The organism is Veillonella sp. 3627 (assembly GCF_003992195.1).
Taxonomy (GTDB): domain Bacteria; phylum Bacillota; class Negativicutes; order Veillonellales; family Veillonellaceae; genus F0422.
Genome location: NZ_RQVG01000012.1, coordinates 23,789 through 46,158 on the forward strand (window position 1 = coordinate 23,789; position 22,370 = coordinate 46,158).

Consider the following 22,370-nt stretch of genomic DNA (forward strand, 5'->3'; position numbering starts at 1 on the left):
TTGCCTTTATTATACCACAGATTTTGATGAAAGTATGCATTTAGGTGAGGTCATTAACTTATATAGGATAATGATACTTTCCATACTAATTTTATATTTTAGATCTACCTACACTTAAACAAATTCACCAAAAACGTAATGACATAGAGTCCAATAGCTGTCAGCACAATCGTCCCCCCTGGTGCAAAGTCCAACCAAAAGGCGCTGCACAGTCCGCCGATGACGGATATTACGGAATAGACGGTAGCGATACCCCAGGTTTCTTTGAAGCCTCGTTTCCATAAATGAGCAGAGGCAACAGGAACTATCATCAACGCACTGATCAATAGAATCCCTACTACGGTCATCCCCATGACAACTACAAGGGCTGTTAAGATGGCAAAAATCATATTCACACGATTCACATTGATACCTACTGTACGAGCAATTTCCTCGTCAAAGGAGGTAAGCATTAAGGAGTGATACACAAATTTCATGATAATACCCACTACGACAGCTACCGCACCGATACCATAAATATCTGTCATAGTCACCGTTAAAATACTGCCAAACAAAAAATTCAATAGTCCAGTGCTAGGCATTTTTACCATTGTAGAAAATACGATAGCCAGAGCTAAGCCTGCATAAAAGAATAATGCCATTATCATATCTGCGTATTGTTTTTGGTAGCGACGCACGAGTTCTATGCCCATGGCAGAAAGAACGGTCAATATAACAGCACCTAATGGAGGGTATACTTTCAGTAAAGATGCCCCCGTCACACCAGCAAAGGCAATATGTCCTAATCCATCACCGAGCATAGATTGCCGTTTAATGACAATGAACATACCAATTAGGGGGCACATGAGAGCCACGATGAGGCCAGCTAAAAAGGCACGTTGCATAAATGTATAGGATAAAATATCCATCTTAACCTCCTAAATGCCATGCTAAACGAGAGCCTTGATGACTTTCCATAAAGCCTTTACAAGGTCCATAGTAACAAGCATGTCCATCCACACATAAAATTGTATCTGCTACTTCCATAGCTTCTGTCACATCATGAGTGACCATAATAACAGTGATGTTTTCTTCTTTTAAAGATCGCAACACTTCGTATATTTTTTTGCTTGTTTCAAAGTCGATACCACTGGTTGGCTCATCTAGCAAAATATAGTTCGGTTTCCGTGCTAAGGCCTGTGCTAACATGACACGTTGTTGTTGACCACCGCTGAGTTCTCCAATACGGCGTTTCAAGAAATCTTGCATGCCCACCAATTCCAAAGCATCCAAGATGCGTCCTTTTCTATCTTCCTTCGGTACGTGAAATAAAGCGAGTCCCACTACCTCTTCTACGGTAGCTGGAAATTGGGCTGCATTCTTGTTATAAATTTGTGGCACTAAGTGAATGAGTCCTTTCATTTGTGCTTCTTTCGGACTAATGCCGTCTAAACAAAGATGTCCAGCTGTCGGTTCTAATAGTCCTGCTACCATACGAAGCCAGGTGGTTTTACCAGATCCATTAGGTCCTACCACCAGTACAAACTCACCTTTGGGAATGGTGATTGTCATATTATGGATAACCGTCTGAGATCCATAGGAAAATTGTACATCTTGTATGTGAATGCCTGCGTGCGTCATAGTTAACTCCTTTATGTTTCTAGTTATCGCATATATGGCACAAGCTGTAATGACATCATCATTACAGCTTGTGTATTATAGTACGCGTTTTGCCCCTACATAGCGTGGTCCCCAGTAGCTATCATCAATATCTGCTACGGCTACACCACTGCTAGATGTGGCACTGATGAATTGTCCATCGCCGATGTAAATACCAGAATGGGAAATCCCTGGTTCATAGGTTTCAAAGAACACTAAATCACCCGGTTGTAGATTACTTTTCTCTACTTTTTTACCTACTGTGTACTGTTCGTCAGCTTGACGTGGTAAATCGTAACCAATTTTTTGGAATACATAGCGAATGTATCCAGAGCAATCAAACCCTGCTGGTGTAGTGCCTCCAAATTTATAAGGCACTCCCGTAAACGTATTAGCATAGGTCAAAATCTCTTTCACATTGCCAGATATAGGTTGATGTCCAATCTCTAAGCCTTTGTATGTTTTGCCTTTCTTTTTGAAAGTCAGCCCTTGTGGGGCAGAGCTTTTGTCTTTTTTATGCTTTAACGTAGATGTGATAGCTGTGGATTCTCTATTTGGATCGATATGGGCTAATAATTTAGCATCTTTTTCAGAAATTTCTTTCTTTTTAGATACCGTTTTTGTTGTCGCCGGCAGTGGTTTGCCCATCAATTTTTTATAGGTCACTGCTCCCAATATTCCGTCCACTGTTAATCCATTATCTTTTTGGAACAATCTAACAGCCCACTTTGTGTTTGCATCATATTCGCTAGTTTCCCTAGCTTTATAACCAGCAGCGATGAGTTTCTTTTGAATACCAAGAATTTCATTGCCTGTATCACCATATTGGTAAGCTCCTTGTACACTAGTACCTAAAAAGCCTACTAATAGAGCGACTGCCAGGTATTGTTTCTTTTTACTCGTCATAGGACTCCTCTCTTATATACGATTATTTGTCTTGTATGTGACAGTTTATGGCGTCTTTCACCCAATATAACGGTCGTTGTTTGACTTCTTCAAAAATTCGTCCCACATATTCTCCGATGATACCAATACCTACCAGTTGTACGCCACCTAGGAAGAAGATAGCCACCCCTAGGGTAGACCAACCACTGATAACATTGTCAGAGAAGAAGTGAACAAACAATATGTGTCCGATCATAATCAGGCTTAATAGTCCGCATAGCAAGCCGATATATAAGGCTAAACGCAAAGGTACTCTAGAAAATGCTGTAATGCCGTCTAAAGCAAAGCGCATCATTTTTTTTACACTAAATTTAGAAGTCCCTGCAAAGCGTGGGGGTGCTACGAAGTGAAATTCATGTTGTACGAATCCCAAGTCGCCTACAATGCCCCGCAAAAATCTACCATGTTCACGGAAGTTTTTCAATGTTTCTAAGGATTTTCGATTCATCAACCGGAAATCGGAACCACCTTCCACGATAGGAACATTGGCTAATTTATTAAGCACTTTGTAATAGTATTTCGATGTAAAAGCTTTTGCCCAACTAGCATCTTCTGTGGAATCACGAATGGTACGTACTACATCTGCACCTGCTTCCCAATGTTTGACTAGTTCTGGAATCAACTCTGGTGGATGTTGCATATCTCCATCCATGGTGATTACCGCATCACCTTGAGCGTAATCTAATCCACAGGTCAAGGCTAATTGATGACCGAAATTTCTTGCCAATAACAGCACTTTTACTTTTGGATCTTGATTACCAATATATCGTAGCATGCCTGCACTATCATCACTGGACCCATCATCGACGAAAATAATTTCATGGTCATAGTCAAGTGTTTGCAATACATCTTTGACTGTAGTATAAAATTTTTGAATATTATCTTCCTCATTAAATACGGGAACAACAATTGACAGTAACATAGCTCCTCCTTATGATCTTTACCTATCTATTTTACAGGATTGAGACTTGTTTTGCAAACTCCGCTGTATATGGCGTTCTTTCCCCGCTTTCGTGCCTAGAGCGTAAAGGGTGAACGCCATGCACTTCTCCACAAATTTACGTTCCACTGAGATTTGCTCCGAAGTGTATGGCGTTCTTAAATGTCAATATGGCTATGCACTCGCTTCATGAAATCAGACATAATAGCTACGCCGGTAATAGAATGTTGCAAACACGTTTGGTAATTGTGCTCGTGGATACCTCCCAAAGCAATACCTTGTACTTGTGGGTAATGAGTCTGAATTTGTTTCAACAGCTCCTTTCCCCTCTTAACGCCAATGCCAGGGTGTCCTGTTTTGCATGGTGTGGGAAAGATGGGACTGATTAAGACGTACTCCAAATTAGGGATTCCTAGGGATGCTAACAACTTGATGTCATCTTCGTTGTGGACGGTACTCCACATAGTTATGTCATGAAAATGTTGTTGCAAGGTAATCCATAGTTCTTCTTGTTCGGATTGCCAATAGCGTATTAGATTAGTGGGTAGATGGATTCGTTTTGCTGTTGCCAAAACGATAGCTAATTGCTCTCGATTCGTAATAACTTTTCCATGGTGCACTACGGTATCCCCGATGGTATCACAGAGTTGGATGTACTCTTCAAAGGGTAAATCAGTGTCACGGCATAGGGTGTACAGACTACTGTGATTTCTCATCCAGTTGTCTGGTTCAGCACTATCTGCCCTCGCATCAGGCAATTTAGTACTATGAAGATTCGCTTTTACTGTAGATCTATATGCTCTACGTATATTATACGGTAAACTGCTTTCTTCTGTATGATTAATACATTGTTTGCCATACTTTTCTAGTCTTTCTATCCCTCTAGACAGTGCTACACCATATGTTGCTAAGCTAATGTCATCTTTCAGTAGCTGGCGATTTGTAATCAATACTAAGGTGTCTATAGATTGGTTATTTTTCTTCATAGAGCACATCGATATAATCACTCATCACCACTTGCATTCCTAAGGCTTTCACATCTTCCATGGCTTCTGCTACGGTTCTACTGTCAGCAATTTCAAATTGTGCATCCCCTTCTTCTTTTTTATTATCTTCAGAAGAATGCTCGCCTATACCTGTGCTGACACCTGCTGACAATTTCGTCGCTGCTAATGGTAGGACCCCGTTACGGAACCTGGCTGTTTCTCTAGTGGAAATCGTAATATTTGCATAAGGTAGGAATAAGCGATATGCCAAGATGACTTGCAATAATTGAGCTTCTCCTACGTCCCCTGCATTGATGGTATCATCATTGACGATAGGCCGCAGGCGTGGACAGGAAATACTAATTTCTCCATGAGGATACGCGCGTTGTAGCATATGGGCATGCAAAGCAGTGGCAAAGGCATCTTTTCGGAAATCATCCAATCCCAATAAGGCTGCTAAACCTACTCCCCGCATACCCCCTCGCAAAGCTCGTTCTTGCGTTTCAAGTCGATAGGGAAATACGCTTTTATTTCCTAACAAATGCAATGTTTTATAATTTTCCCAATTATACGTTTCTTGGAATACGGTCACATAATCGCAACCGCATTCTCGTAGGTATGCATAATCGTCTACATTGGCAGGATAAATTTCTACGCCCACTACCTTAAAATATTTTTTTGCTAATTCACAGGCACGCCCAATGTAAGAAATAGGACTATGGCGTTCACTTTCCCCAGTCAAAATTAGAATATCTTGTAATCCTGTTTTGGCAATATTTTTTAATTCTTCTTCAATACCTGCTTCATCTAACTTCGCCCGATGAATCTGATTTTTACAGTTGAAGCCACAATACACGCATAGGTTATCGCAATAGTTTGAAATATATAACGGTGTAAACAAATATACAGAATTGCCAAAATATCGCGTTCGTACAGCCTTTGCTTTTTCTGCTAGTTCTTCCAAAAATGGTTCTGCTGCAGGAGATAATAAAATTTTTAGTCCTTCTACATCAATGGTATCTTCTTGCAATACACGGCGCACATCATCTGCTGTATATTGATCGTACGTATATTGCTCACGTTCTCGCAATACCGTTTCTAAAATGGGACTTTCAATTTGATCCATGTGGGAGCGATACTTCCAACATGGATCGTCTATATGGTATCTGGTGGTACTAGACATGGCTATTCCTTTCCTATTATCTCAAAAATCCAGTCAACGGAGATGAAGCGCTACCACCGATTTCAAGAGTAGGCCCTAATTTTGACAAATAGGCCAATCGTCCTGCTTGGATGGCTAAACCAAATGCTTTCGCCATACCTCGAATATGGCCCGCAGAAGCTACGGCTGTATTTGCCATGATCGCAGCTACGCCCATTTCCATAGCTTCTGCTGCTTGGGATGGAGCACCAATACCAGCATCTACAATGATAGGCAAATCAATTTCATTCACTAAAATTTTGATAAATTCCTTTGTCTGCAATCCACGATTAGATCCAATTGGCGCCGCTAACGGCATCACCGCAGCGGCTCCAGCATTCACCAAATCACGAGCCACTTCTAAGTCTGGATACATGTATGGCATAACGATGAATCCTTCTTTTGCTAATATTTCTGTAGCTTTAATGGTCTCCCCATTATGTGGCAATAAATATTTTGAATCTTTCATAATTTCTACTTTTACAAAATCTCCACAACCTGTAGCTCGGGATAATCTTGCTATACGCACCGCTTCTTCAGCATCTCTAGCGCCACTCGTATTAGGGATTAAGATAGTATCCTTTGGGATAGCATCTAGGATATTTTCCACTTCTCCACCTACCGCACGACGTAGGGCTAAGGTAATCATTTCTGCGCCCGCTTCTTCTAGGACAGCCTCGATTAAGTCAATAGAAAATTTTCCAGACCCCAAGATAAATCGAGACTGTAATGTATGTCCCCCTAAGGTCCATGTATCTTGTGCTTCCATATCTTTTACTGAACGTGTCATAGGTTCCTCCTTAATCAATATCTTCTCCGTGTAATAATTGAATGACGGCATTTGCCATATGTCCGGCGCACACCATGACACGAGCCGCAGTGATTTTTCCGATAGAATCGATATCACTCACACCATCACCACATAGATACCAACGATGATGTCTCCGTTCACGGCGGATACCATTACTATCCCCCCAACCTGCCATACCGGAACAGCCAACTAATAAGGGTTCTGTAGGATGAGTTAGAATCACTTCTGTCATCCATGCTTTTGTGACAGCCTTATCCACTGCTTCTACGACCATGTCATAGCCATCGATTAATTCAGATAATCTCTCTGGTGTGAGGCATTCATTATGGACGATGACTTCACAGTTTGGATTCATCCGATTGAGGTGGCCTTTCATAGCCTCTACTTTTAAAACGCCCACATCATTCACCTCATAATATTGACGGCCTAAGTTACTTTCATCCACAACGTCGAAGTCTACGATTTCTAACTGACCAATTCCAGCACGGCACAATGCCACTGCCACATGGGATCCAACACCGCCCACGCCGATGAGCAGAACTTTTTTATCCTGTAAAGATACCATTTAGCCACCTCCTACAAAGGTTACTACTTCCATTGTATCTGCAGCGCTGACACGAGTCGATTCCCAGTCTGCTTTAGAAAGAATCTTCCCATTATATTCCACTACGATGCGATCCATTCGAAACGCTAGGGCTGCCAGTACTTCTTGCACTGTTTGCCCCTCATAATGATAGGTTGCTCCATTTACTTTCATCATATCCTCCTAACTATAGCGTTTGCTATATACCTATTCCAAACTAGTATCATACCAATTATCCGTCATGGCTCCTTCACCACATACTAGTATAAAAAAACAGCACGAAAAACCATACCCGCGGTGGTATGCCCCTTCATGCTGTAGCACTCTATCGTCTCACTATTCTGTTCCCCTTGTACATCCACTTAGATACACCTTCCATGTATACTCATATACGATATACCATCCTATAAAAGCACAAAAAAGGACATCCTGTTGGATGTCCTCAGTATGACGAATCAAACTTATCCTACGTTGGCATTATCCAAATCAGGTTATGGGTCAAAACTTTCGTTTACTCTCAGCCAGTAGGCTCCCCAAAGTTCTCTTTCAGTATACGCTGATACGACTCAATTTGCAAGCCTAAGTATCAACAATTTTTATCGTCTCCGTGCAGACACAGAGGCATAATTTTTAATCACAACGATAGGTGTCATTTGGCTATCATTGCCAAATGGATTATCGATTAAAATTTGCGCAATTTGCTGCGGTTTCAATCCACGACTATGCCCTAAGATAGCAGCTCGTTTTAAATCATTCACGTCCGCTACACAAGCTCCATAAGCTCCTGTGGCTTTCATAATAGCATCGGCTACTGCATTTGGTTGTTTTGGTCCATATACAATGCATTTATCAAACGGAGGCATAGTCCCTGTCACATCATCTGTTAAGGATGCGGTCCGTGCCATTTGATAGAACACACCAGATTTTTTAAACACTTTAGCTACGGCTCCACAGAGGAAGGCAAACATCATTTTCCATTCCCCTTCTTTATCCATAGCTGCTTGCATACCATACACAGATGCCATAGATCCATCCGGATGAATAAAGCGATTTAAAAATTTAGCTTGCCAAGATACTTTTAAATCTTCTGGTCGTGTAAACTCCCCTTGCGTGATAGCCACGACGGATTCTGCTACGCACACAATATCTTCTGGTCCAATATAAGGGCCTGCAAATTCTACGATAGCCTCAACGATATCATCTTTGTTCGTTAAAATACGCGTAGGGATTGGTAAAAGTTCTAATTCAGCCATGATATACCTCCTATTTACGCATTGCTACTTCTAACTCTTCTGCAGTTAGAGTAATTCTAGTTTTTGAAATACGGTACGCCTCGCGACCTACCACTTGATGGTAGATATCGATAGGCATGTCTGGGAATCCCACTAAGTCTTTACGAATGTTACCACTATTAGCCGTCATCACTAGACGCAAACGAATAGTACTGCCTTGTCGTTGTTTATAGACTAACGCTTCCCAATAGCCATCATGACGTTCTGCTTTTGCGTCGGTTAACCACGATTGAATTCGTACATTGTCAAATTGTTCTTGTGGTAACAAATGACGAGGGAACATATCCATGATGGTTCCGTATTGTTTGCCTCTATTCACAAATGGAATATCCGTAGATAACACTACTTGATCAAAACTAATGTCTTCTACCACAAATGGAGTGCGACGTTTTACCAAGATTACAATGTCTTCATTGCCTTGGCGCCATGCAAATATGCGGTAGGCAATATAAATGATAGCAATGATACAGGCTATCCACACTAGGGTATCTATTAATGTGTAAATATACATAATTCCTCCTATAGAGTAATGAGCTTAGCTTCTAAGCTAGTATCCTTGAAAATATCTTGTACGATAGACGTTACTCGATCCGCATGGCTAGTAACACAAACTTGTATAGAGCCTTTCCTACCTGATGTCTGCTCCAAATCTTCTCCGTACAAAATAGCTCCTACAGCATCAGATGTTTCCCACGCAGGGTCTACAAAGCAAATTTGTTCTTTAGCCAACTCACGCAATATGGGTTCTACTAAAGGATAGTGGGTACATCCTAAAATGGCCACTTCCACATTTGCCTCTACCAAAGGCTGTACATATTCTTTTGCACAATGTCGTAAAACTGCATCATCTAAATGACCTTCTTCAATACAGGCCGCCAAATCTTTACAGCCTTGTTCTACCACTTTCACATGAGGTTTTAAGCTATGTACCGCATCCATATGTTTATGACTATTAATAGTCGCGACGGTAGCCATAATGCCTAAAGGTCCTTTACGTTTCTGTTTGACTTTGATACGCAGAGCATCATGAATCCCCTGGGCCATCCCCACAATAGGTACATCAAATTGTTTGGATAGTTTGTCCAAGGCTACCACAGAAAATGTATTGCATGCGATCACTATAAATTTCACTGGTTGGGCCACTAAAAACTCTGCAATTTTCGTAGCAATGCCTTCAATTTCCTCAATCGGCCTATTGCCTACTGGATTGTTTGCACTATCTCCAACATAAATAAAATCTTCTTCCGGAAATTCTTGTGCTAGCACAGATAATACAGACAATCCACCGATTCCAGAGTCGAATACTCCAATAGGTAATTCCTTCTGTATGGGCGTCATTCCCTACTCCTCCTCTGCTACGGCTTTCATGGGTTTAAAAAATACATCTGGCAAGCGAATAATTTTACCTGTTTCTTTAGCCGTAAACACATTTTGTGTTTCCCCTGTACAGATCAATGCATTATCACTGTCACGGATAATCCGATATGAGAAAGTACATTGAGCCCGCGACAAAGAGGCTACTGTTAATTCCACCCGCAATACATCATCAAAGCGTGCCACTTCCTTATACTCACAGCTCACTTTTGTAATAGGAAAGACGATGCCCTCTTGCATCATGTCCCATAGACTAATACCACAGCGGCGAAAATATTCAATTCTCCCCATTTCAAACCACCGTAAATGATTCGTATGATGGGCAATCTCCATCATATCCGTTTCATAAAATCGGACACGTAAAGATGTAGAAATCATCGTATACTACCTTTCCTATGCAATAAGAGGCTCCAAAGAGCCCCTTTACTGATTAATCAATTGATCCGATAGGCACAAATTTTTGTGCTTTTTCCTTATGGGAAGCCTTAATATAGCGATTCGCTACTTTCATAGCAATTGCTAATACTGCCACATCATCCACCCAGCCAAGACCTGGTACGCTATCTGGGATAAAATCAATAGGCAATATCAAGTATCCTAAAGCGCCTGCAATAACGGCCTTTACAAATGCTGGTGTATCTGCATCACGTAAACAATAATATAACATAACAGCTTTTCGTGCAAACATAATATTACGACCCATGCGATTCACAGTAGACATAAAGGCATCAGATGTAAAGGTTTTTCCATACTTAAGGATTTGTAAGATATTCATAGTTATAACCTCTCTGATTATTGTTTGAACTTGTCTTTTGCTTGTTCTGCTAAGTCAATGGCTTTTTCTTTTGTTTGTTCTGCCAATTCCACTGCTGTTTCCTTCACAACTTCCGCTTTTTCACGAATGTCTTGCACCGCTTCTTGTGCGTGGTCAATCGCTTTGGCTGTCAATTCAGAAGCTTTTTCTTCTACTTGCTGTAATGTCGGCTCTACCACCTCTTTTACCTGTTGAAGTTTTGGTTCTACCTTTTCTTTCACTTGTTGTAATTTTGGTTCTACCACTTCTTTTACATCTTGCATAACAGCTGTGGCTTTTTCCACCACTGGTTCTACTTTAGTTTGTAAGGAATCATTTAATGTTTGTCGCACCGTATCTGCTTTTTCATAAGCTGCTTTTGTATATACACTTGCTTTAGATGCTGATGTACCTGCTACGGCACCAGTTAAAGATAATGCTTCAGTTGCTAAAATTTTAAGTAAAGAGCCTACGCCTTTTGCAGCATGACGAGCATTATCTAGTAATTCTTCATTACCACTTTTCTCTAATGTGTCTTTCACCGTAGCTGCCAAGATGGATACGGCTCCTACTGCTAGATCTTTTACAGCACTTACATTAGCCAACAAATCAGCTCCAACAAAAGAACCTGCAAAGCCTTTGGCACTTGCTAAGTAATCATTACCAGACACCTGTACATCATTTAAGAAATCTACAGTTTCATTACCCAACGGTTTATCTCGAAGTGGTGTATTCGCCAATGTGATGACTGTTTCTTTATTATGTTCATAAATATCTACTAAACGTTGACGATATTCTTCATAGTTCGGACATGCTGGCATACCATCTTCAATCCATTTTGCAGCCATTTTACCAACACCATAGGTAATAGCCGCTGCCACAGGGACGCGAAGAATCACTGTTGGCACGACTGTACATACTAACGCTGCTACAGCACTACCACCAAGACCGACTAAAAATCCAGTCACCCCTTCTTTAGCAGGGCATACGCCATATACTTGAGCAATGCGTGATACCATGTACACATCATTAGCCAATAAACCTACATAATTAAATTTTGGTAATGCCGCGATACCAGCTGCACGAGCTGCTGCCCAACGGCAAATCATTTCTACTTCTTCTTGTACATTCGTTGCTTGAGGAAGTGTTGCATTATTGTATTCCAACTGCTCCATATTTGTCTCCTATATTGACCACAAAACATTAAATGTAAATGTACTTATTATCCTTATTGTATCAAATTTCTCAATGAATTACCAACTTGTTAGTCCACCGTCTACAGTCCAAGCTGCACCCGTCACGAAAGATGCTTTCTCACTGATAAGAAAAGCAATGACTTCGCCTACTTCTCGCGGTTGAGCAATCCGTCCTAATGGATAGTGTAAAGCCATTTCTTCCTTAGCTTTCACAATATCACCCGATGGTTCATTGGCTAATTGTTTTGCCACTAATGAAGTGTCTACATCACCAGGACACACACAATTAACGCGAACACGATGAGGTGCCATTTCTAAGGACAGTGATTTCGTAAAACTCACTACAGCCCCTTTGGATGCTCCGTACACAGTGCACGCCACATTACCTTGTAGTCCTGCATCACTTGATATGGTCACAATACTACCATGCACTTGTTTCAAGTACGGTGCTGCGGCTTGGCATAAAAAGACAGTACCTTTTACATTGGTTCCGAACATCTCATCAAAGTTTTGCTCATCCACATCTTCTAATAGTCGTTCTTCATAATACCCAGCTGCTGTTACTAAGGCATTTAAATTGCCAAACAAACGAATCGTATCTTCCACAATACGACGGCAATTCATAACCTTACTTACATCTCCTTGCACAAATCGTACTTTCGAGGAAATACGGCGCAATTTTACAACCGCTTCTTGTCCATCCCATTCATTGCGGCCGTTAATCACCACACACCAGCCTTGCTTTAACAACAATTCTGCCGTAGCAAAGCCTATGCCCGATGTGCCGCCGCTAATTAATGCTACTTGATTATCACTAAATTTTTGCATAGTTACTCCTACTATATAATCCCCTGTGAAAGTAAATAGTCATAGGACAATTTCATTAACATTGTCAGAGACATAGCGATAAACAAAAATCTCACTAGTCCTGCGCCTTTCACCATGGCTAACTTTGATCCCGCAGTAGCGCCAATAATTTGTCCCGCTGCAACTGCTAAACCATAGCCATAGTTCACTTGATCCATATAGATGAACACCATCAAGGACCCAAAGTTACTCACTGTATTTAGTACTTTGGCATTTCCTGATGCGCCTAAGAAATCATAACCCATAAACAAGAAATAGAATATTAAAAACACCCCTGTGCCAGGTCCAAGAAATCCATCATATAAGCCGATAACAATGGCCGCTGCTACATAAGCAAGTAATTTCCATCCTGATTTACGTTCCACTTGTGCTATGGTACCCCAATCTTTTTTGGTAAGCACCACAATGAATACTGCCAACAATAATACAATAATAAGGGGTTTTAAAAATGTGCCTGGCACATAGACTGCTATATAGGCGCCTACCATGGAGATAAGCAGAGTGAATGGCATGATCCATTTCACGAATGTCCAATCTACCAATTTGTTTCTAGCGAAGTTAATCATTGCTGTGCCAGATCCAAAGACACTAGATAATTTATTGGTCCCTAAGCACATGGCCACCGGCATATTCGTCAACATCAAAGCGGGTAACGAAATCAACCCACCTCCACCTACAATAGAATCAATAAACCCCGCTAGGGCTCCTGCAAAAAATAGTATAATACCTATGAGTAAATCACCTTCCATAGTGTGAGCCCTCCTCTCTTATATACATCACTTTGATGTCTTATTGTATCTTCTAGTCCTCAATACGAGGCAAAATTTTATTATATCCATCAGCACCATAATTTAAGCACCGTTTCACACGGCTTATGGTCGCCGTACTAGCTCCTGTTAATTCTACAATTTGCTCATACCCTGTACCTGCTTTCAACAATCGTGCCACTTCTAAGCGTTGAGAGATAGATTTTAATTCTCCAATGGTACAAATATCTTCAAAAAATTCATAACATTCTTCTAGTGTTTCCAACGACAAGACGGCCCGAAATAACTGGTCATGTATTGGATTCTTAAGTTTTTGATTCAACCTTCTACTCCTTCATAATTCTATTCAGAATGTACTTTACTTCACTACCATTATACCATAGGAAATATCATACATATATCATTAATTCATTGTTCTTGTACAAAAAAACAGAGGTTAGTTGATACTCGTATATCAACTAACCTCTGTTGTATAATTGTTTGCTGATTCTTTTCACTTAGAACGCTGGGATAATAGATCCTTTGAATTCTTCTTGAATGAATTTACGTACTGGTTCAGATTGGTAAATGGACAATAATTTTTTATATGTTTCATTATTTACATCTTCTGTGCGAACAGCAATTACATTAGCATATGGAGAATCTGTGCTTTCCACTACAACAGCATCTTTTTGTGGGTTCAAACCTGCTGGAATTGCATAGTTTGTATTCACTGCTGCTACATCAACATCATTTAGGGACCGAGCAATTTGTGCCGCTTCTAATTCACGAATATCAATGTTTTTAGGATTGCTTGTAATATCTGCTACGGAAGATTTTACAGTACCACCGTCTTTTAATGTAATCAAACCTGCTTGTTGTAATAATAACAAGGCACGACCACCATTGGTAGGATCGTTAGGAATCGCTACAGTAGCGCCATTTGGTACATCTTTCAAATCTTTATATTTGTTAGAGTAAATCGCCATTGGTAATAAGATTGTTTTGCCGATAGATTGAATTTTCAAACCTTTATCTTTTACTGTGTTATCCAAGAATGGTTGATGTTGGAAAGAGTTCACATTCAATTCTTTTTGATCTAAGGCAATATTCGGTTGAATATAATCGCTGAACTCAACGATTTCGATATTCAATCCTTGTTTTGCTGCTTCACCTTTTACAAATTCCATAACTTTTGCATGAGGACCTGCTGTTACACCTACTTTGATTGGTGCATCTGCTGCTGGTTTTGCTTCTTCTTTACCGCATCCTGCTAATAGTAACACTAAAGATGCAATGGCTAATAAGCCGACTAAAATACGCTTCATAGTATCTCCTTTATTTTTTATTTACTTTACGGGATAAATAGTCACCTACACTTTGGATGACTTGTACTAATACAATTAAGATGATGATAGTGGCTAACATCACATCTCCTTGGAAACGTTGGTATCCATAGCGAATCGCAATATCCCCAAGACCGCCACCACCGATAGCACCTGCCATAGCAGAATAGCTAATTAAGTTAACGATTAAGACTGTAATATTATCGATTAATGTTGGTAACGCTTCTGGCAACAACACTTTCCAAATAATCTGCAATGGTGTAGCCCCCATGGATTGAGCTGCCTCGATAACACCTCCATTCACTTCTTTGATCGCTGTTTCTACCAAACGAGCCAAGAATGGAATAGCCGCCAATGTCAATGGCACGCAAGCTGCAGTCGTACCAATAGATGTACCTGCTACTAATCGAGTAAATGGAATGATGGCTACCATTAAAATGATGAACGGAATGGAACGTGTGGCATTTACGATAGCACCTAGCACTTTATTCACCGATTCATTTTGCATGATATGACCACGGCTGGTGATGACTAAAATTACGCCCAATGGAACACCTAATAGAACGGCTACTACAGTGGAAATCACCGTCATTTGTACAGTTTCTAAGAAACCTTGTAGCAATAAATTAATGATTTGCTGTGACATAACCGATCACCTCGCTTCCAATTGGTAAATTATGTAAGTAGTCGATAGCCGCTTCTGATTTAGCACGCTCCCCTTTTAATTCTACAATCAAATGACCAAAGCTCATATCTTGAATATAATCTACACCGCCAAACAAGATACTTACATCTGTATCAAATTTACGAATAATGCTTGCCACTACAGGTTCATCTGTTACATTGCCTTTGAAAGTCAATCGTACAATCGGATTGGCTCCTTCTACCCAAGTTTCATTCAATGTTAAATGAGCAATGGCATCTTCTGGCAAGTCATGACGGATGATGGCAGACACGAATTCTTTCGTTGTAGCTTGTTTTGGTTCTGTAAATACATCCACTACAGGACCTTCTTCAATAATCGTACCACCTTCAATAACAGCTACACGATCACAAATCTCTTTGATAACATTCATTTCATGAGTAATCAAGACAATGGTCAAGTTTAATCGACGATTGATGTCTTTCAACAAGGCTAAAATAGATTTTGTTGTTTGTGGGTCAAGAGCTGACGTAGCTTCATCGCATAATAACACTTTTGGATTGCTGGCTAAGGCACGGGCAATACCAACACGTTGTTTTTGACCACCGGATAATTGAGACGGATAGTTGTCTAAACGATCCGACAGTTTCACGATGTCTAGAATTGGTAAAATACGTTCTCTAATTTCTTCTTTTGACAATCCTTGCAATTCCAATGGAAATGCTACATTGTCGTACACTGTGCGGGATGAAAGTAAATTAAAGTGTTGGAAAATCATACCAATGTGTTTACGTTCTTCACGTAATTCTACTGTGTTCAACTTCGTTAAATCTACACCATCTACAATAACGGATCCAGATGTAGGACGTTCCAACATATTGATACAACGAATCAAGGTAGATTTACCGGCCCCAGATTGACCAATAACGCCAAAAATTTCGCCTTCTTCTATAGTTACATTAATTTCTTTCAAGGCTTCCACGCGGACAGCACCTTCATAGACTTTTCGAATCTGTTTAAGTTCTATCATGAAATCCTCTCCTTTTCAAACTAAATAAAAAAGAGCCCTCAGTTACCTAAGAGCTCTCGGGTATGCATAAATTGTACAATGTGAGTAGACAGACTGTCAATAATTCCCACTATACTACTTGCCTATCGTCTTTTATAACTTAAATCTATAACTCCATATTCAGAGGTGCTTACTCTTTATAACAAACGTGCTCCCGCCTAGGTAGGGGCCCCTATGTTAACTCACTATATACTTATTATATAATGATGAAATACACTCCCTTACATACAATTCACATACTAGCTAGTCTTGTTTCTGTAGCTTAATACCACCACGTTTTGCAATAAATGCAGCTAAGAAAATACCACAACTACCAGTAATCAGCTGTGGCCAGCCCATGCTGAACAAGATGCCTTTTTGCATCGCTTCAGGAATGCCCGGCATCAATTGGAATAGTGCCAAGAATAAACCATAAAGAACTACACTTTTTACGATAGCCCCTGTAATAGCTGTCATCCATACACGTTTTGTTCCTAATACCTTTACAGTAATTGCATATGCCATGCTACCAATAGCCACCACAGGTACAAATAAAGGTATGGTCAACATACCTTGTAAAAATGCCATGAGGGGCGTTACACAAGCTACAACGAATCCACTCCACAAACCATAGCGCCAGGTAGCCAGTGCCGTACAAGCACCTACGATGGAGCCCACTAAAAATTGCACCAAACCGTGCATAGGAATAATCATGCGAAGAAATCCTTGGCTTAGCAAAGCAATTGCTAAGAGTAAGGCACTTCCTGTTATCGTTTTGACTGACATTATGCTAACCCTTCTTCCATTAAATGTTGTAATTGTTCAGCTAATACTTTTGCTGCTTTACCTGGTTTACCATCACCTACAGGTTCACGATTCAAGCTGGTAATCGGAATAATGCCACCAATGGTATCGGTGAAGAAGATTTCGTCTGCATCTTTTAGGAAAGCTTCATCAAATTCACGCTCAATAATCGTAATCCCTGCTGTTGGTGCTACACGAGTTACCACTAACTGACGGGTGATACCCTTTAAAATATGATGGTTGGCTGGATGCGTATAACACACACCATCTTTCATCACAAATACATTAGATGTAGCCCCTTCTGTAACAATGCCATCACGCACTAAAATAGCTGTATAAGCACCTTTTTTCTCGGCTTTTGTTTGTGCCAAAATATTAGGAATTAAGTTTAGTGTTTTGATGTCTACACGAGCCCACCGTTCATCAGGCAAGGTAATGGCTTTTACACCTTCTTGCAAGGCCCCTAAATCCGTTGTAATCGGTTTAATAAACATATACATTTGCGGTTCTAATTTAGAACGCTCAAACGCATGATGACGTGGTGTTACCCCACGAGTAATCTGTAAGTAAATATATCCATCAGTAATTTCACTTTGTTCAATCATGATTTCGTGCAACTCTTGCAACTCATCAGGTGGCATGCGCACAGGAATGTCCATTTCACGCATCGAACGATACAAGCGATCTTGATGGTAGGAAAAGGCAAAAGCGCGACCATTATACACCCGCACTACCTCGTATACACCATCACCAAAACAATATCCTCTATCATCAAGACTAACCACCTTGGCGCCAGACTCTACCATCTCGCCATTAAAATATGTTAATTCTTTCATAGTAACACCTCATAGTATACATACGAATCAAGTATTATCTTCATTATAGTACAGACAACTATAAAATTCTACACCTTTTACATCAAATCTCCTGTAGAAGCAAACAATCTACCACTGACGCAAACTAAGCAACGCGCAAGTTTGCAAATAACGTCCCTCCACCTGAGGAACGCGTTTACGAGTAGCAGCCTTGTGGCGTTCCTCACTGCCTAAATCACATAAACACAAGAAGAGCACAGCGTGTTCCGGAGCAAACCTAACCACTGTATCAGTTTGTGGAGAAATATGTCGTGCTCTTCCCTCCCACCGAGGAGCACAGTTACAAGTAGCAGCCTTGTGGCGTTCCTCACTGCCTAAATCACACAAACACAAGAAGAGCACGACATGTTCCGGAGCAAACCTAACCACTGTATCAGTTTGTGGAGGAATATGTCGTGCTCTTCCCTTTGCAATATTCAGTAAAAAACAATACAGGCTGCATAGTGTTACAAGAAACGACTTACTTGCCTAATACATAAGCCCGTACTTGTTTCGGCAATGTTTCTAATCCTTTTGTCACTCCAAAAGATAAGATGACTGCGCTCACATACATAAGCACGACTGTCGTTGTTGTATATCCTAATCCGCCGATTTGCAAAACTTTATCTAACAGAATCAACATAAATGGATGCACCAAATAAATACCATAGGACGCATTTCCCAATTCTGTCCAAAAGGTTTCCACTATGTCACTCATAGATGACACGGTGAACGCCCACACAAAAAAGATACAACCCATACCTGTATACACCAATCCTTGTGGACTTAGCTGATGCACTGTATAAATGGCCTCTAATCGAGTATATCCCCACTCTGCCATTACATAGTAATAGGAGCCTAACATAGCCACTAAGGATAAAATAAATCCAACCGTGATGCCGAAACCGTGGGAGTCAATCCATTCCAACATTGTATCAAAGCGTTCTGCTAATATCCCCCCTAATAGGAAAATCCATATATAAAATCCTACAAAATAATTGAGGCGCATGCTAAAGATATACTGCAACCATTCTTGCGAAAATTGTACAGAACCTGCCATATAAGAGGACCAATAATTCACTGCCATTTGCGCAAAAAACAATATAGTCATCAGCACTATGGGGGCTTTCAGTATAGACCGCAGGGCCCATCGCCAAAGTGGCATCAAAGCGTAAAACCAAAGAAGTATAACTAGAAAATACAGATGATACATGCCATTTCCAAAAAGTAGAGTCAACCCTAACACATGTGGCATCAGTCCCCATGCGTTATGAGCTAATACCGCATTGTAGGCCGTATATAGGATAGTCCACACAATATAGGGATAGAGCACCACCTGCGTGCGACGGCGCAAAAAGTCAGAATAAGAAAAATCATCCTCCACCGATGTATGATAGAACAACCCGAAGGCAGACAAGAAGAAAAAGGCAGGCACTGTAAAGCGAGACACAATTTCTAACAGTCCTAATAGATGTATATTAATCGTAGGGTTCGCTAATGCATAGGACCCTACATGGATACCGATCACACCTAACATACATAGTCCCCGCATATAGGTAATGGCCGGTATAGCTGGTTTTCTCATAATTCCTCCAAAAAAGAGGGGCTACGCCCCTCTCTCCTTGTATTGTATTACCTTATTGAGCCTTTTGTTTTGCTTTTGCAGCTGCTGCGTCTGCTTTTGCTTTATTAGCTCTCGCCTCTGCTTCCGCTTTTGCTTTTGCCTCAGCCTCTGCTTTAGCTCTTGCTTCTGCTTCACGGCGTAAACGCAACTCTTTTTGTAACGGAGCTACAGGTTCACGATACACGGTAATATCTGTTTCGAACAATCGTCCCCATGGGAATCGAGCGGATACAGTGCGTGGATCCAATTTTAAATAAGTCGCCGCAAAGTCTTGCACTCGCTCACCCATATAACTTTCCAAAGTTTCATTTAAGGTTCCTGTATATTTCACATTATCTGTACGAATGGAATCTTGCATACGATACACATCTTTACGAATATTTGCTTGGTATGCCCAATTATCCAAATATTGTTGTGTCAACATATTTCGATGACTTTGATCATCCATATGCACTCCTAAAATACCCTGTGCTATGGCATAGCCAATAGTATTACTTGCCGTATTCCATCCATTATAAGCACTAACTTTATACAGTAAATCCCGTTGATACAATCCATAGACCAATGTATTATCCGATCCATTGGAATAGGCAATATCTGCAATACTAACAGGTACTCCTTGATTCATAGCTGCTTGAATATGGTCTAAAAATTCATTGGTACTTCTAGAAATCATAGGGAAGTTTTCAAAAGCTTCTGACTCACCTGTCACTGTACCTAATGGCGTATTTACTGCTAGTAACACAGATGGTTTTCCTTTAGTTTTCATCGTGCCACCTACGGCCACTACATGTTCAGCAATTGTTTTTTCTACTTTTTGGTCCTCATAATGTGGTACTGTCTCACCACCACCACCTAATGGATAAATAACCTCAAATGTCGGTGTCAAGTGATTGCGATCCACATGGTCACGAGCGATTAATAACAATCCTAATTGATCTGCTCCTGGGAAACTACCATATTGCGTAGGGGAAAGTCCTTTACTATATTTTTGTAAATAACGACCTTCCATAGCCGATTGAGATAAACTACTAGTATCGTCATGACCTAATGCAAAATATTTAAATACACCTTTTTTAGTGATATCAATTAATTGACGATTAATTTCCATATTTTTTTGACGACGATGGAACCAGTCCTGTAAAAATTCCACTGGCACCGTAGCTTGCAACATGAACAACTCTTTTTGTTCATCTGCCGTCAATTTTTGACTGTCCAATTTATCTTGTAAAGCAGCAATACGGAAAATAGTCGGGCCATATTGATCATAATAGGCTGGCTCCACACCGCCACCACTAGCACGAGGAGAGCGCATCACCGTACCAAATGCATACATTGGTATATTAGGATATTTTTTGTGCAAATCTTCAATATGATGTACTCGATATTCCAAAGTATGTAAATCTAAATTGTGTTTTCTAGAATCTACAAGGCCTCCATAGATTAAGGAGTCTGTACTTAACACAAGCACATCTGCTTTACTAATATTCTCATCAACCCATTTCCAAATCGCTTCTGCATTTCCTTGAAAGTTACGACCTGAAATGTAATATTGAGGTGGTGTTAACACCGTATATCCTGCATCTTGAGCCGTAGCCACCGTATAAGCCAAACTCACTGGGCGGTCATCTTGTGGTACATAGAGTACTGTCGTAGCCTCTGCAGTGATCGCATGGCTCAATACCGCAGTTGCCACCGCTGTAGCCATAATCGCAAACTTATGTCGCCATTGTTGTTTTCTCATGTTTTATATATCTCCTATTTTATAGTATTCTTTGCTTATTATCTTGATTAGTCATATGTAAATTATCGATGAATCCGATCAATACGCGGCAGATTCCAATGATACTCAATGGCTATCATGCGAATGATAAAAACGATAAGGAATGTCACATAGGATGCCACTATTTGATGTCCTATAGCATACACTACGAAGTAGGCAATCCCACCTAATAAAGCTGGCAAGGCATACACTTCTTCTTTCAACACACTCGGCGTGCGATGTGCTAAAATATCTCGGATAATACCGCCACCCACAGCTGTAATTCCACCTAACACAACGGTGAGCACCAAGTTAGTTGGATCTGTAGCTATCCCAATAGTCGCTCCTGTCACTGTAAACGAAGCCAAACCTAAAGCATCTGCTATCAGATACACTTTCGTCGCACCTTTACCTTCAATATAACGATTCCAGCCATAACGATACATGATAAACATGATCCCAACCGTAATTAACGTGATAGAAATATATAAGCCCGTTTGCAAAGATGTGGGCGGTATGCGTCCTACCATAACATCTCGTACAATCCCACCTCCAATAGCAGTTACCAGCGCCAAAATCAGTATACCAAAAATATCCATACGCCGTTGAATCCCCAAAAGTGCGCCAGAAATCGCAAAGGCAATTGTTCCAATAATGTCAAATAATAACCATAAAAAATCCATACAAAGCCTCCTCATACGGAATTATTGTACCATTCTTTTGAGTAAGATACTAGGTGTAAAACAAAGCAAAAAGGACGAATATCCGCATATATTCAAGTATAAAATGTGGTATACTTTATATAACCCTTTATTTAAAGAAAGGGGGTGAGCCCTAAATGGGTGACTTTAACTTTTTATGTATTGGCGTCTTTCTCGCCCCTGTTCTTCAAGGTATCTTAATCCATATTATTTCAT

Annotated in this window: 27 protein-coding genes and 1 riboswitch; of the genes, 1 reads left to right on the plus strand and 26 read right to left on the minus strand. The window is 40.5% G+C overall.

Annotated features, from left to right (window positions below):
* Nucleotides 1–104: 104 nt before the first annotated feature.
* From EO114_RS06885 to dat, 23 genes are all read right to left on the minus strand, one after another.
* Nucleotides 105–908 carry a metal ABC transporter permease gene (locus EO114_RS06885; RefSeq protein ID WP_127062314.1) on the minus strand — a complete coding sequence of 268 codons (804 nt, stop codon included), beginning with the start codon at nucleotides 906–908 and terminating at the stop codon, nucleotides 105–107.
* Nucleotide 909: 1 nt separating this feature from the next.
* Nucleotides 910–1,620 (minus strand): metal ABC transporter ATP-binding protein, encoded by a 711-nt coding sequence (locus EO114_RS06890; protein ID WP_009352919.1) that lies wholly within the window; start codon nucleotides 1,618–1,620, stop codon nucleotides 910–912.
* Between the two features lie 75 nt (nucleotides 1,621–1,695).
* A complete protein-coding gene (locus tag EO114_RS06895) occupies nucleotides 1,696–2,544 on the minus strand; it encodes an NlpC/P60 family protein (protein WP_127062317.1) in 849 nt (282 codons plus the stop codon).
* A 22-nt stretch (nucleotides 2,545–2,566) separates the two neighbouring features.
* Nucleotides 2,567–3,505, minus strand: coding sequence for a glycosyltransferase family 2 protein (locus EO114_RS06900; protein WP_062401317.1), 939 nt, complete (start codon nucleotides 3,503–3,505; stop codon nucleotides 2,567–2,569).
* Nucleotides 3,506–3,681: 176 nt separating this feature from the next.
* Complete coding sequence (locus EO114_RS06905; RefSeq protein ID WP_164723795.1) at nucleotides 3,682–4,509, minus strand: thiamine phosphate synthase; 828 nt, start codon at nucleotides 4,507–4,509, stop codon at nucleotides 3,682–3,684.
* Nucleotides 4,496–5,692, minus strand: a complete 1,197-nt coding sequence (gene thiH / locus EO114_RS06910) for a 2-iminoacetate synthase ThiH (RefSeq protein WP_240629070.1) — start codon at nucleotides 5,690–5,692, stop codon at nucleotides 4,496–4,498. Before thiH ends, EO114_RS06905 begins: the two co-directional genes overlap by 14 nt.
* A 16-nt stretch (nucleotides 5,693–5,708) precedes the next feature.
* Nucleotides 5,709–6,479 carry a thiazole synthase gene (locus EO114_RS06915; protein ID WP_127062359.1) on the minus strand — a complete coding sequence of 257 codons (771 nt, stop codon included), beginning with the start codon at nucleotides 6,477–6,479 and terminating at the stop codon, nucleotides 5,709–5,711.
* Nucleotides 6,480–6,510: 31 nt separating this feature from the next.
* Nucleotides 6,511–7,086, minus strand: coding sequence for a sulfur carrier protein ThiS adenylyltransferase ThiF (gene thiF / locus EO114_RS06920; RefSeq protein ID WP_009352805.1), 576 nt, complete (start codon nucleotides 7,084–7,086; stop codon nucleotides 6,511–6,513).
* Entirely contained in the window at nucleotides 7,087–7,278 is a 192-nt protein-coding gene (thiS, locus tag EO114_RS06925) for a sulfur carrier protein ThiS (protein WP_164723796.1), read from the minus strand.
* Between the two features lie 272 nt (nucleotides 7,279–7,550).
* Nucleotides 7,551–7,650, minus strand: a riboswitch (TPP riboswitch).
* A 50-nt stretch (nucleotides 7,651–7,700) separates the two neighbouring features.
* Complete coding sequence (locus EO114_RS06930; RefSeq protein WP_127062328.1) at nucleotides 7,701–8,357, minus strand: coenzyme F420-0:L-glutamate ligase; 657 nt, start codon at nucleotides 8,355–8,357, stop codon at nucleotides 7,701–7,703.
* Between the two features lie 10 nt (nucleotides 8,358–8,367).
* Nucleotides 8,368–8,907: a hypothetical protein gene (locus EO114_RS06935; protein WP_127062330.1), complete on the minus strand. Its 540-nt coding sequence runs from the start codon at nucleotides 8,905–8,907 to the stop codon at nucleotides 8,368–8,370.
* Between the two features lie 8 nt (nucleotides 8,908–8,915).
* Nucleotides 8,916–9,734 carry a glutamate racemase gene (gene murI / locus EO114_RS06940; protein ID WP_127062332.1) on the minus strand — a complete coding sequence of 273 codons (819 nt, stop codon included), beginning with the start codon at nucleotides 9,732–9,734 and terminating at the stop codon, nucleotides 8,916–8,918.
* Nucleotides 9,735–9,737: 3 nt separating this feature from the next.
* Nucleotides 9,738–10,148, minus strand: coding sequence for a thioesterase family protein (locus EO114_RS06945; RefSeq protein WP_127062335.1), 411 nt, complete (start codon nucleotides 10,146–10,148; stop codon nucleotides 9,738–9,740).
* A gap of 52 nt (nucleotides 10,149–10,200) precedes the next feature.
* Nucleotides 10,201–10,545 (minus strand): YkvA family protein, encoded by a 345-nt coding sequence (locus tag EO114_RS06950; RefSeq protein ID WP_127062338.1) that lies wholly within the window; start codon nucleotides 10,543–10,545, stop codon nucleotides 10,201–10,203.
* A 17-nt stretch (nucleotides 10,546–10,562) separates the two neighbouring features.
* On the minus strand, nucleotides 10,563–11,738 hold the full coding sequence (locus EO114_RS06955; protein ID WP_127062340.1) for a hypothetical protein: 1,176 nt from the start codon (nucleotides 11,736–11,738) through the stop codon (nucleotides 10,563–10,565).
* Nucleotides 11,739–11,816: 78 nt separating this feature from the next.
* A complete protein-coding gene (locus EO114_RS06960; RefSeq protein WP_009352933.1) occupies nucleotides 11,817–12,587 on the minus strand; it encodes an SDR family NAD(P)-dependent oxidoreductase in 771 nt (256 codons plus the stop codon).
* A gap of 11 nt (nucleotides 12,588–12,598) precedes the next feature.
* Entirely contained in the window at nucleotides 12,599–13,375 is a 777-nt protein-coding gene (locus EO114_RS06965; protein ID WP_009352995.1) for a TSUP family transporter, read from the minus strand.
* A gap of 52 nt (nucleotides 13,376–13,427) precedes the next feature.
* Nucleotides 13,428–13,715, minus strand: coding sequence for a YerC/YecD family TrpR-related protein (locus tag EO114_RS06970; protein ID WP_009352920.1), 288 nt, complete (start codon nucleotides 13,713–13,715; stop codon nucleotides 13,428–13,430).
* Nucleotides 13,716–13,890: 175 nt separating this feature from the next.
* Nucleotides 13,891–14,700, minus strand: coding sequence for a MetQ/NlpA family ABC transporter substrate-binding protein (locus EO114_RS06975; RefSeq protein ID WP_052847057.1), 810 nt, complete (start codon nucleotides 14,698–14,700; stop codon nucleotides 13,891–13,893).
* 10 nt (nucleotides 14,701–14,710) lie between these two features.
* Entirely contained in the window at nucleotides 14,711–15,364 is a 654-nt protein-coding gene (locus EO114_RS06980) for a methionine ABC transporter permease (RefSeq protein WP_062401332.1), read from the minus strand.
* A complete protein-coding gene (locus tag EO114_RS06985) occupies nucleotides 15,345–16,391 on the minus strand; it encodes a methionine ABC transporter ATP-binding protein (protein ID WP_009352946.1) in 1,047 nt (348 codons plus the stop codon). Before EO114_RS06985 ends, EO114_RS06980 begins: the two co-directional genes overlap by 20 nt.
* 282 nt (nucleotides 16,392–16,673) lie before the next feature.
* Nucleotides 16,674–17,195, minus strand: coding sequence for an ECF transporter S component (locus tag EO114_RS06990; protein ID WP_009352874.1), 522 nt, complete (start codon nucleotides 17,193–17,195; stop codon nucleotides 16,674–16,676).
* Complete coding sequence (gene dat / locus EO114_RS06995; protein ID WP_127062342.1) at nucleotides 17,195–18,049, minus strand: D-amino-acid transaminase; 855 nt, start codon at nucleotides 18,047–18,049, stop codon at nucleotides 17,195–17,197. The genes EO114_RS06990 and dat overlap by 1 nt, the downstream gene beginning before the upstream one ends.
* Before the next feature lie 42 nt (nucleotides 18,050–18,091).
* On the opposite strand from dat, the gene EO114_RS08080 reads away from it, so the two are divergent.
* Nucleotides 18,092–18,262, plus strand: a complete 171-nt coding sequence (locus tag EO114_RS08080) for a hypothetical protein (protein ID WP_370447312.1) — start codon at nucleotides 18,092–18,094, stop codon at nucleotides 18,260–18,262.
* A 286-nt stretch (nucleotides 18,263–18,548) separates the two neighbouring features.
* On the opposite strand, the gene EO114_RS07005 is transcribed toward EO114_RS08080, so the two are convergent.
* The 3 genes from EO114_RS07005 to EO114_RS07015 form a co-directional block, all read right to left on the minus strand.
* Nucleotides 18,549–19,652: an acyltransferase gene (locus tag EO114_RS07005; protein WP_062401340.1), complete on the minus strand. Its 1,104-nt coding sequence runs from the start codon at nucleotides 19,650–19,652 to the stop codon at nucleotides 18,549–18,551.
* 52 nt (nucleotides 19,653–19,704) lie between these two features.
* Nucleotides 19,705–21,435 (minus strand): DUF4127 family protein, encoded by a 1,731-nt coding sequence (locus EO114_RS07010; RefSeq protein WP_009352870.1) that lies wholly within the window; start codon nucleotides 21,433–21,435, stop codon nucleotides 19,705–19,707.
* Between the two features lie 62 nt (nucleotides 21,436–21,497).
* Nucleotides 21,498–22,136 (minus strand): trimeric intracellular cation channel family protein, encoded by a 639-nt coding sequence (locus EO114_RS07015; protein ID WP_009352969.1) that lies wholly within the window; start codon nucleotides 22,134–22,136, stop codon nucleotides 21,498–21,500.
* Between the last annotated feature and the right edge of the window lie 234 nt (nucleotides 22,137–22,370).

Excerpts from the sequence above, each read along its gene's own strand:
- EO114_RS06890 (WP_009352919.1), bottom strand. The coding sequence starts at position 1,620 with ATGACGCACGCAGGCATTCACATACAAGATGTACAATTTTCCTATGGA.
- thiF (WP_009352805.1), bottom strand. The coding sequence starts at position 7,086 with ATGGTATCTTTACAGGATAAAAAAGTTCTGCTCATCGGCGTGGGCGGT.
- EO114_RS06950 (WP_127062338.1), bottom strand. The coding sequence starts at position 10,545 with ATGAATATCTTACAAATCCTTAAGTATGGAAAAACCTTTACATCTGAT.
- EO114_RS07005 (WP_062401340.1), bottom strand. The coding sequence starts at position 19,652 with ATGAGAAAACCAGCTATACCGGCCATTACCTATATGCGGGGACTATGT.
- EO114_RS07010 (WP_009352870.1), bottom strand. The coding sequence starts at position 21,435 with ATGAGAAAACAACAATGGCGACATAAGTTTGCGATTATGGCTACAGCG.
- EO114_RS06990 (WP_009352874.1), bottom strand. The coding sequence starts at position 17,195 with ATGTCAGTCAAAACGATAACAGGAAGTGCCTTACTCTTAGCAATTGCT.
- EO114_RS06905 (WP_164723795.1), bottom strand. The coding sequence starts at position 4,509 with ATGAAGAAAAATAACCAATCTATAGACACCTTAGTATTGATTACAAAT.
- EO114_RS06975 (WP_052847057.1), bottom strand. The coding sequence starts at position 14,700 with ATGAAGCGTATTTTAGTCGGCTTATTAGCCATTGCATCTTTAGTGTTA.
- EO114_RS06980 (WP_062401332.1), bottom strand. The coding sequence starts at position 15,364 with ATGTCACAGCAAATCATTAATTTATTGCTACAAGGTTTCTTAGAAACT.
- EO114_RS06885 (WP_127062314.1), bottom strand. The coding sequence starts at position 908 with ATGGATATTTTATCCTATACATTTATGCAACGTGCCTTTTTAGCTGGC.
- EO114_RS06900 (WP_062401317.1), bottom strand. The coding sequence starts at position 3,505 with ATGTTACTGTCAATTGTTGTTCCCGTATTTAATGAGGAAGATAATATT.
- dat (WP_127062342.1), bottom strand. The coding sequence starts at position 18,049 with ATGAAAGAATTAACATATTTTAATGGCGAGATGGTAGAGTCTGGCGCC.
- EO114_RS06895 (WP_127062317.1), bottom strand. The coding sequence starts at position 2,544 with ATGACGAGTAAAAAGAAACAATACCTGGCAGTCGCTCTATTAGTAGGC.
- EO114_RS06985 (WP_009352946.1), bottom strand. The coding sequence starts at position 16,391 with ATGATAGAACTTAAACAGATTCGAAAAGTCTATGAAGGTGCTGTCCGC.
- EO114_RS06960 (WP_009352933.1), bottom strand. The coding sequence starts at position 12,587 with ATGCAAAAATTTAGTGATAATCAAGTAGCATTAATTAGCGGCGGCACA.
- EO114_RS06945 (WP_127062335.1), bottom strand. The coding sequence starts at position 10,148 with ATGATTTCTACATCTTTACGTGTCCGATTTTATGAAACGGATATGATG.
- thiS (WP_164723796.1), bottom strand. The coding sequence starts at position 7,278 with ATGAAAGTAAATGGAGCAACCTATCATTATGAGGGGCAAACAGTGCAA.
- EO114_RS07015 (WP_009352969.1), bottom strand. The coding sequence starts at position 22,136 with ATGGATTTTTTATGGTTATTATTTGACATTATTGGAACAATTGCCTTT.
- murI (WP_127062332.1), bottom strand. The coding sequence starts at position 9,734 with ATGACGCCCATACAGAAGGAATTACCTATTGGAGTATTCGACTCTGGA.
- EO114_RS06930 (WP_127062328.1), bottom strand. The coding sequence starts at position 8,357 with ATGGCTGAATTAGAACTTTTACCAATCCCTACGCGTATTTTAACGAAC.
- EO114_RS06955 (WP_127062340.1), bottom strand. The coding sequence starts at position 11,738 with ATGGAGCAGTTGGAATACAATAATGCAACACTTCCTCAAGCAACGAAT.
- EO114_RS06965 (WP_009352995.1), bottom strand. The coding sequence starts at position 13,375 with ATGGAAGGTGATTTACTCATAGGTATTATACTATTTTTTGCAGGAGCC.
- EO114_RS06915 (WP_127062359.1), bottom strand. The coding sequence starts at position 6,479 with ATGGAAGCACAAGATACATGGACCTTAGGGGGACATACATTACAGTCT.
- EO114_RS06935 (WP_127062330.1), bottom strand. The coding sequence starts at position 8,907 with ATGTATATTTACACATTAATAGATACCCTAGTGTGGATAGCCTGTATC.
- thiH (WP_240629070.1), bottom strand. The coding sequence starts at position 5,692 with ATGTCTAGTACCACCAGATACCATATAGACGATCCATGTTGGAAGTAT.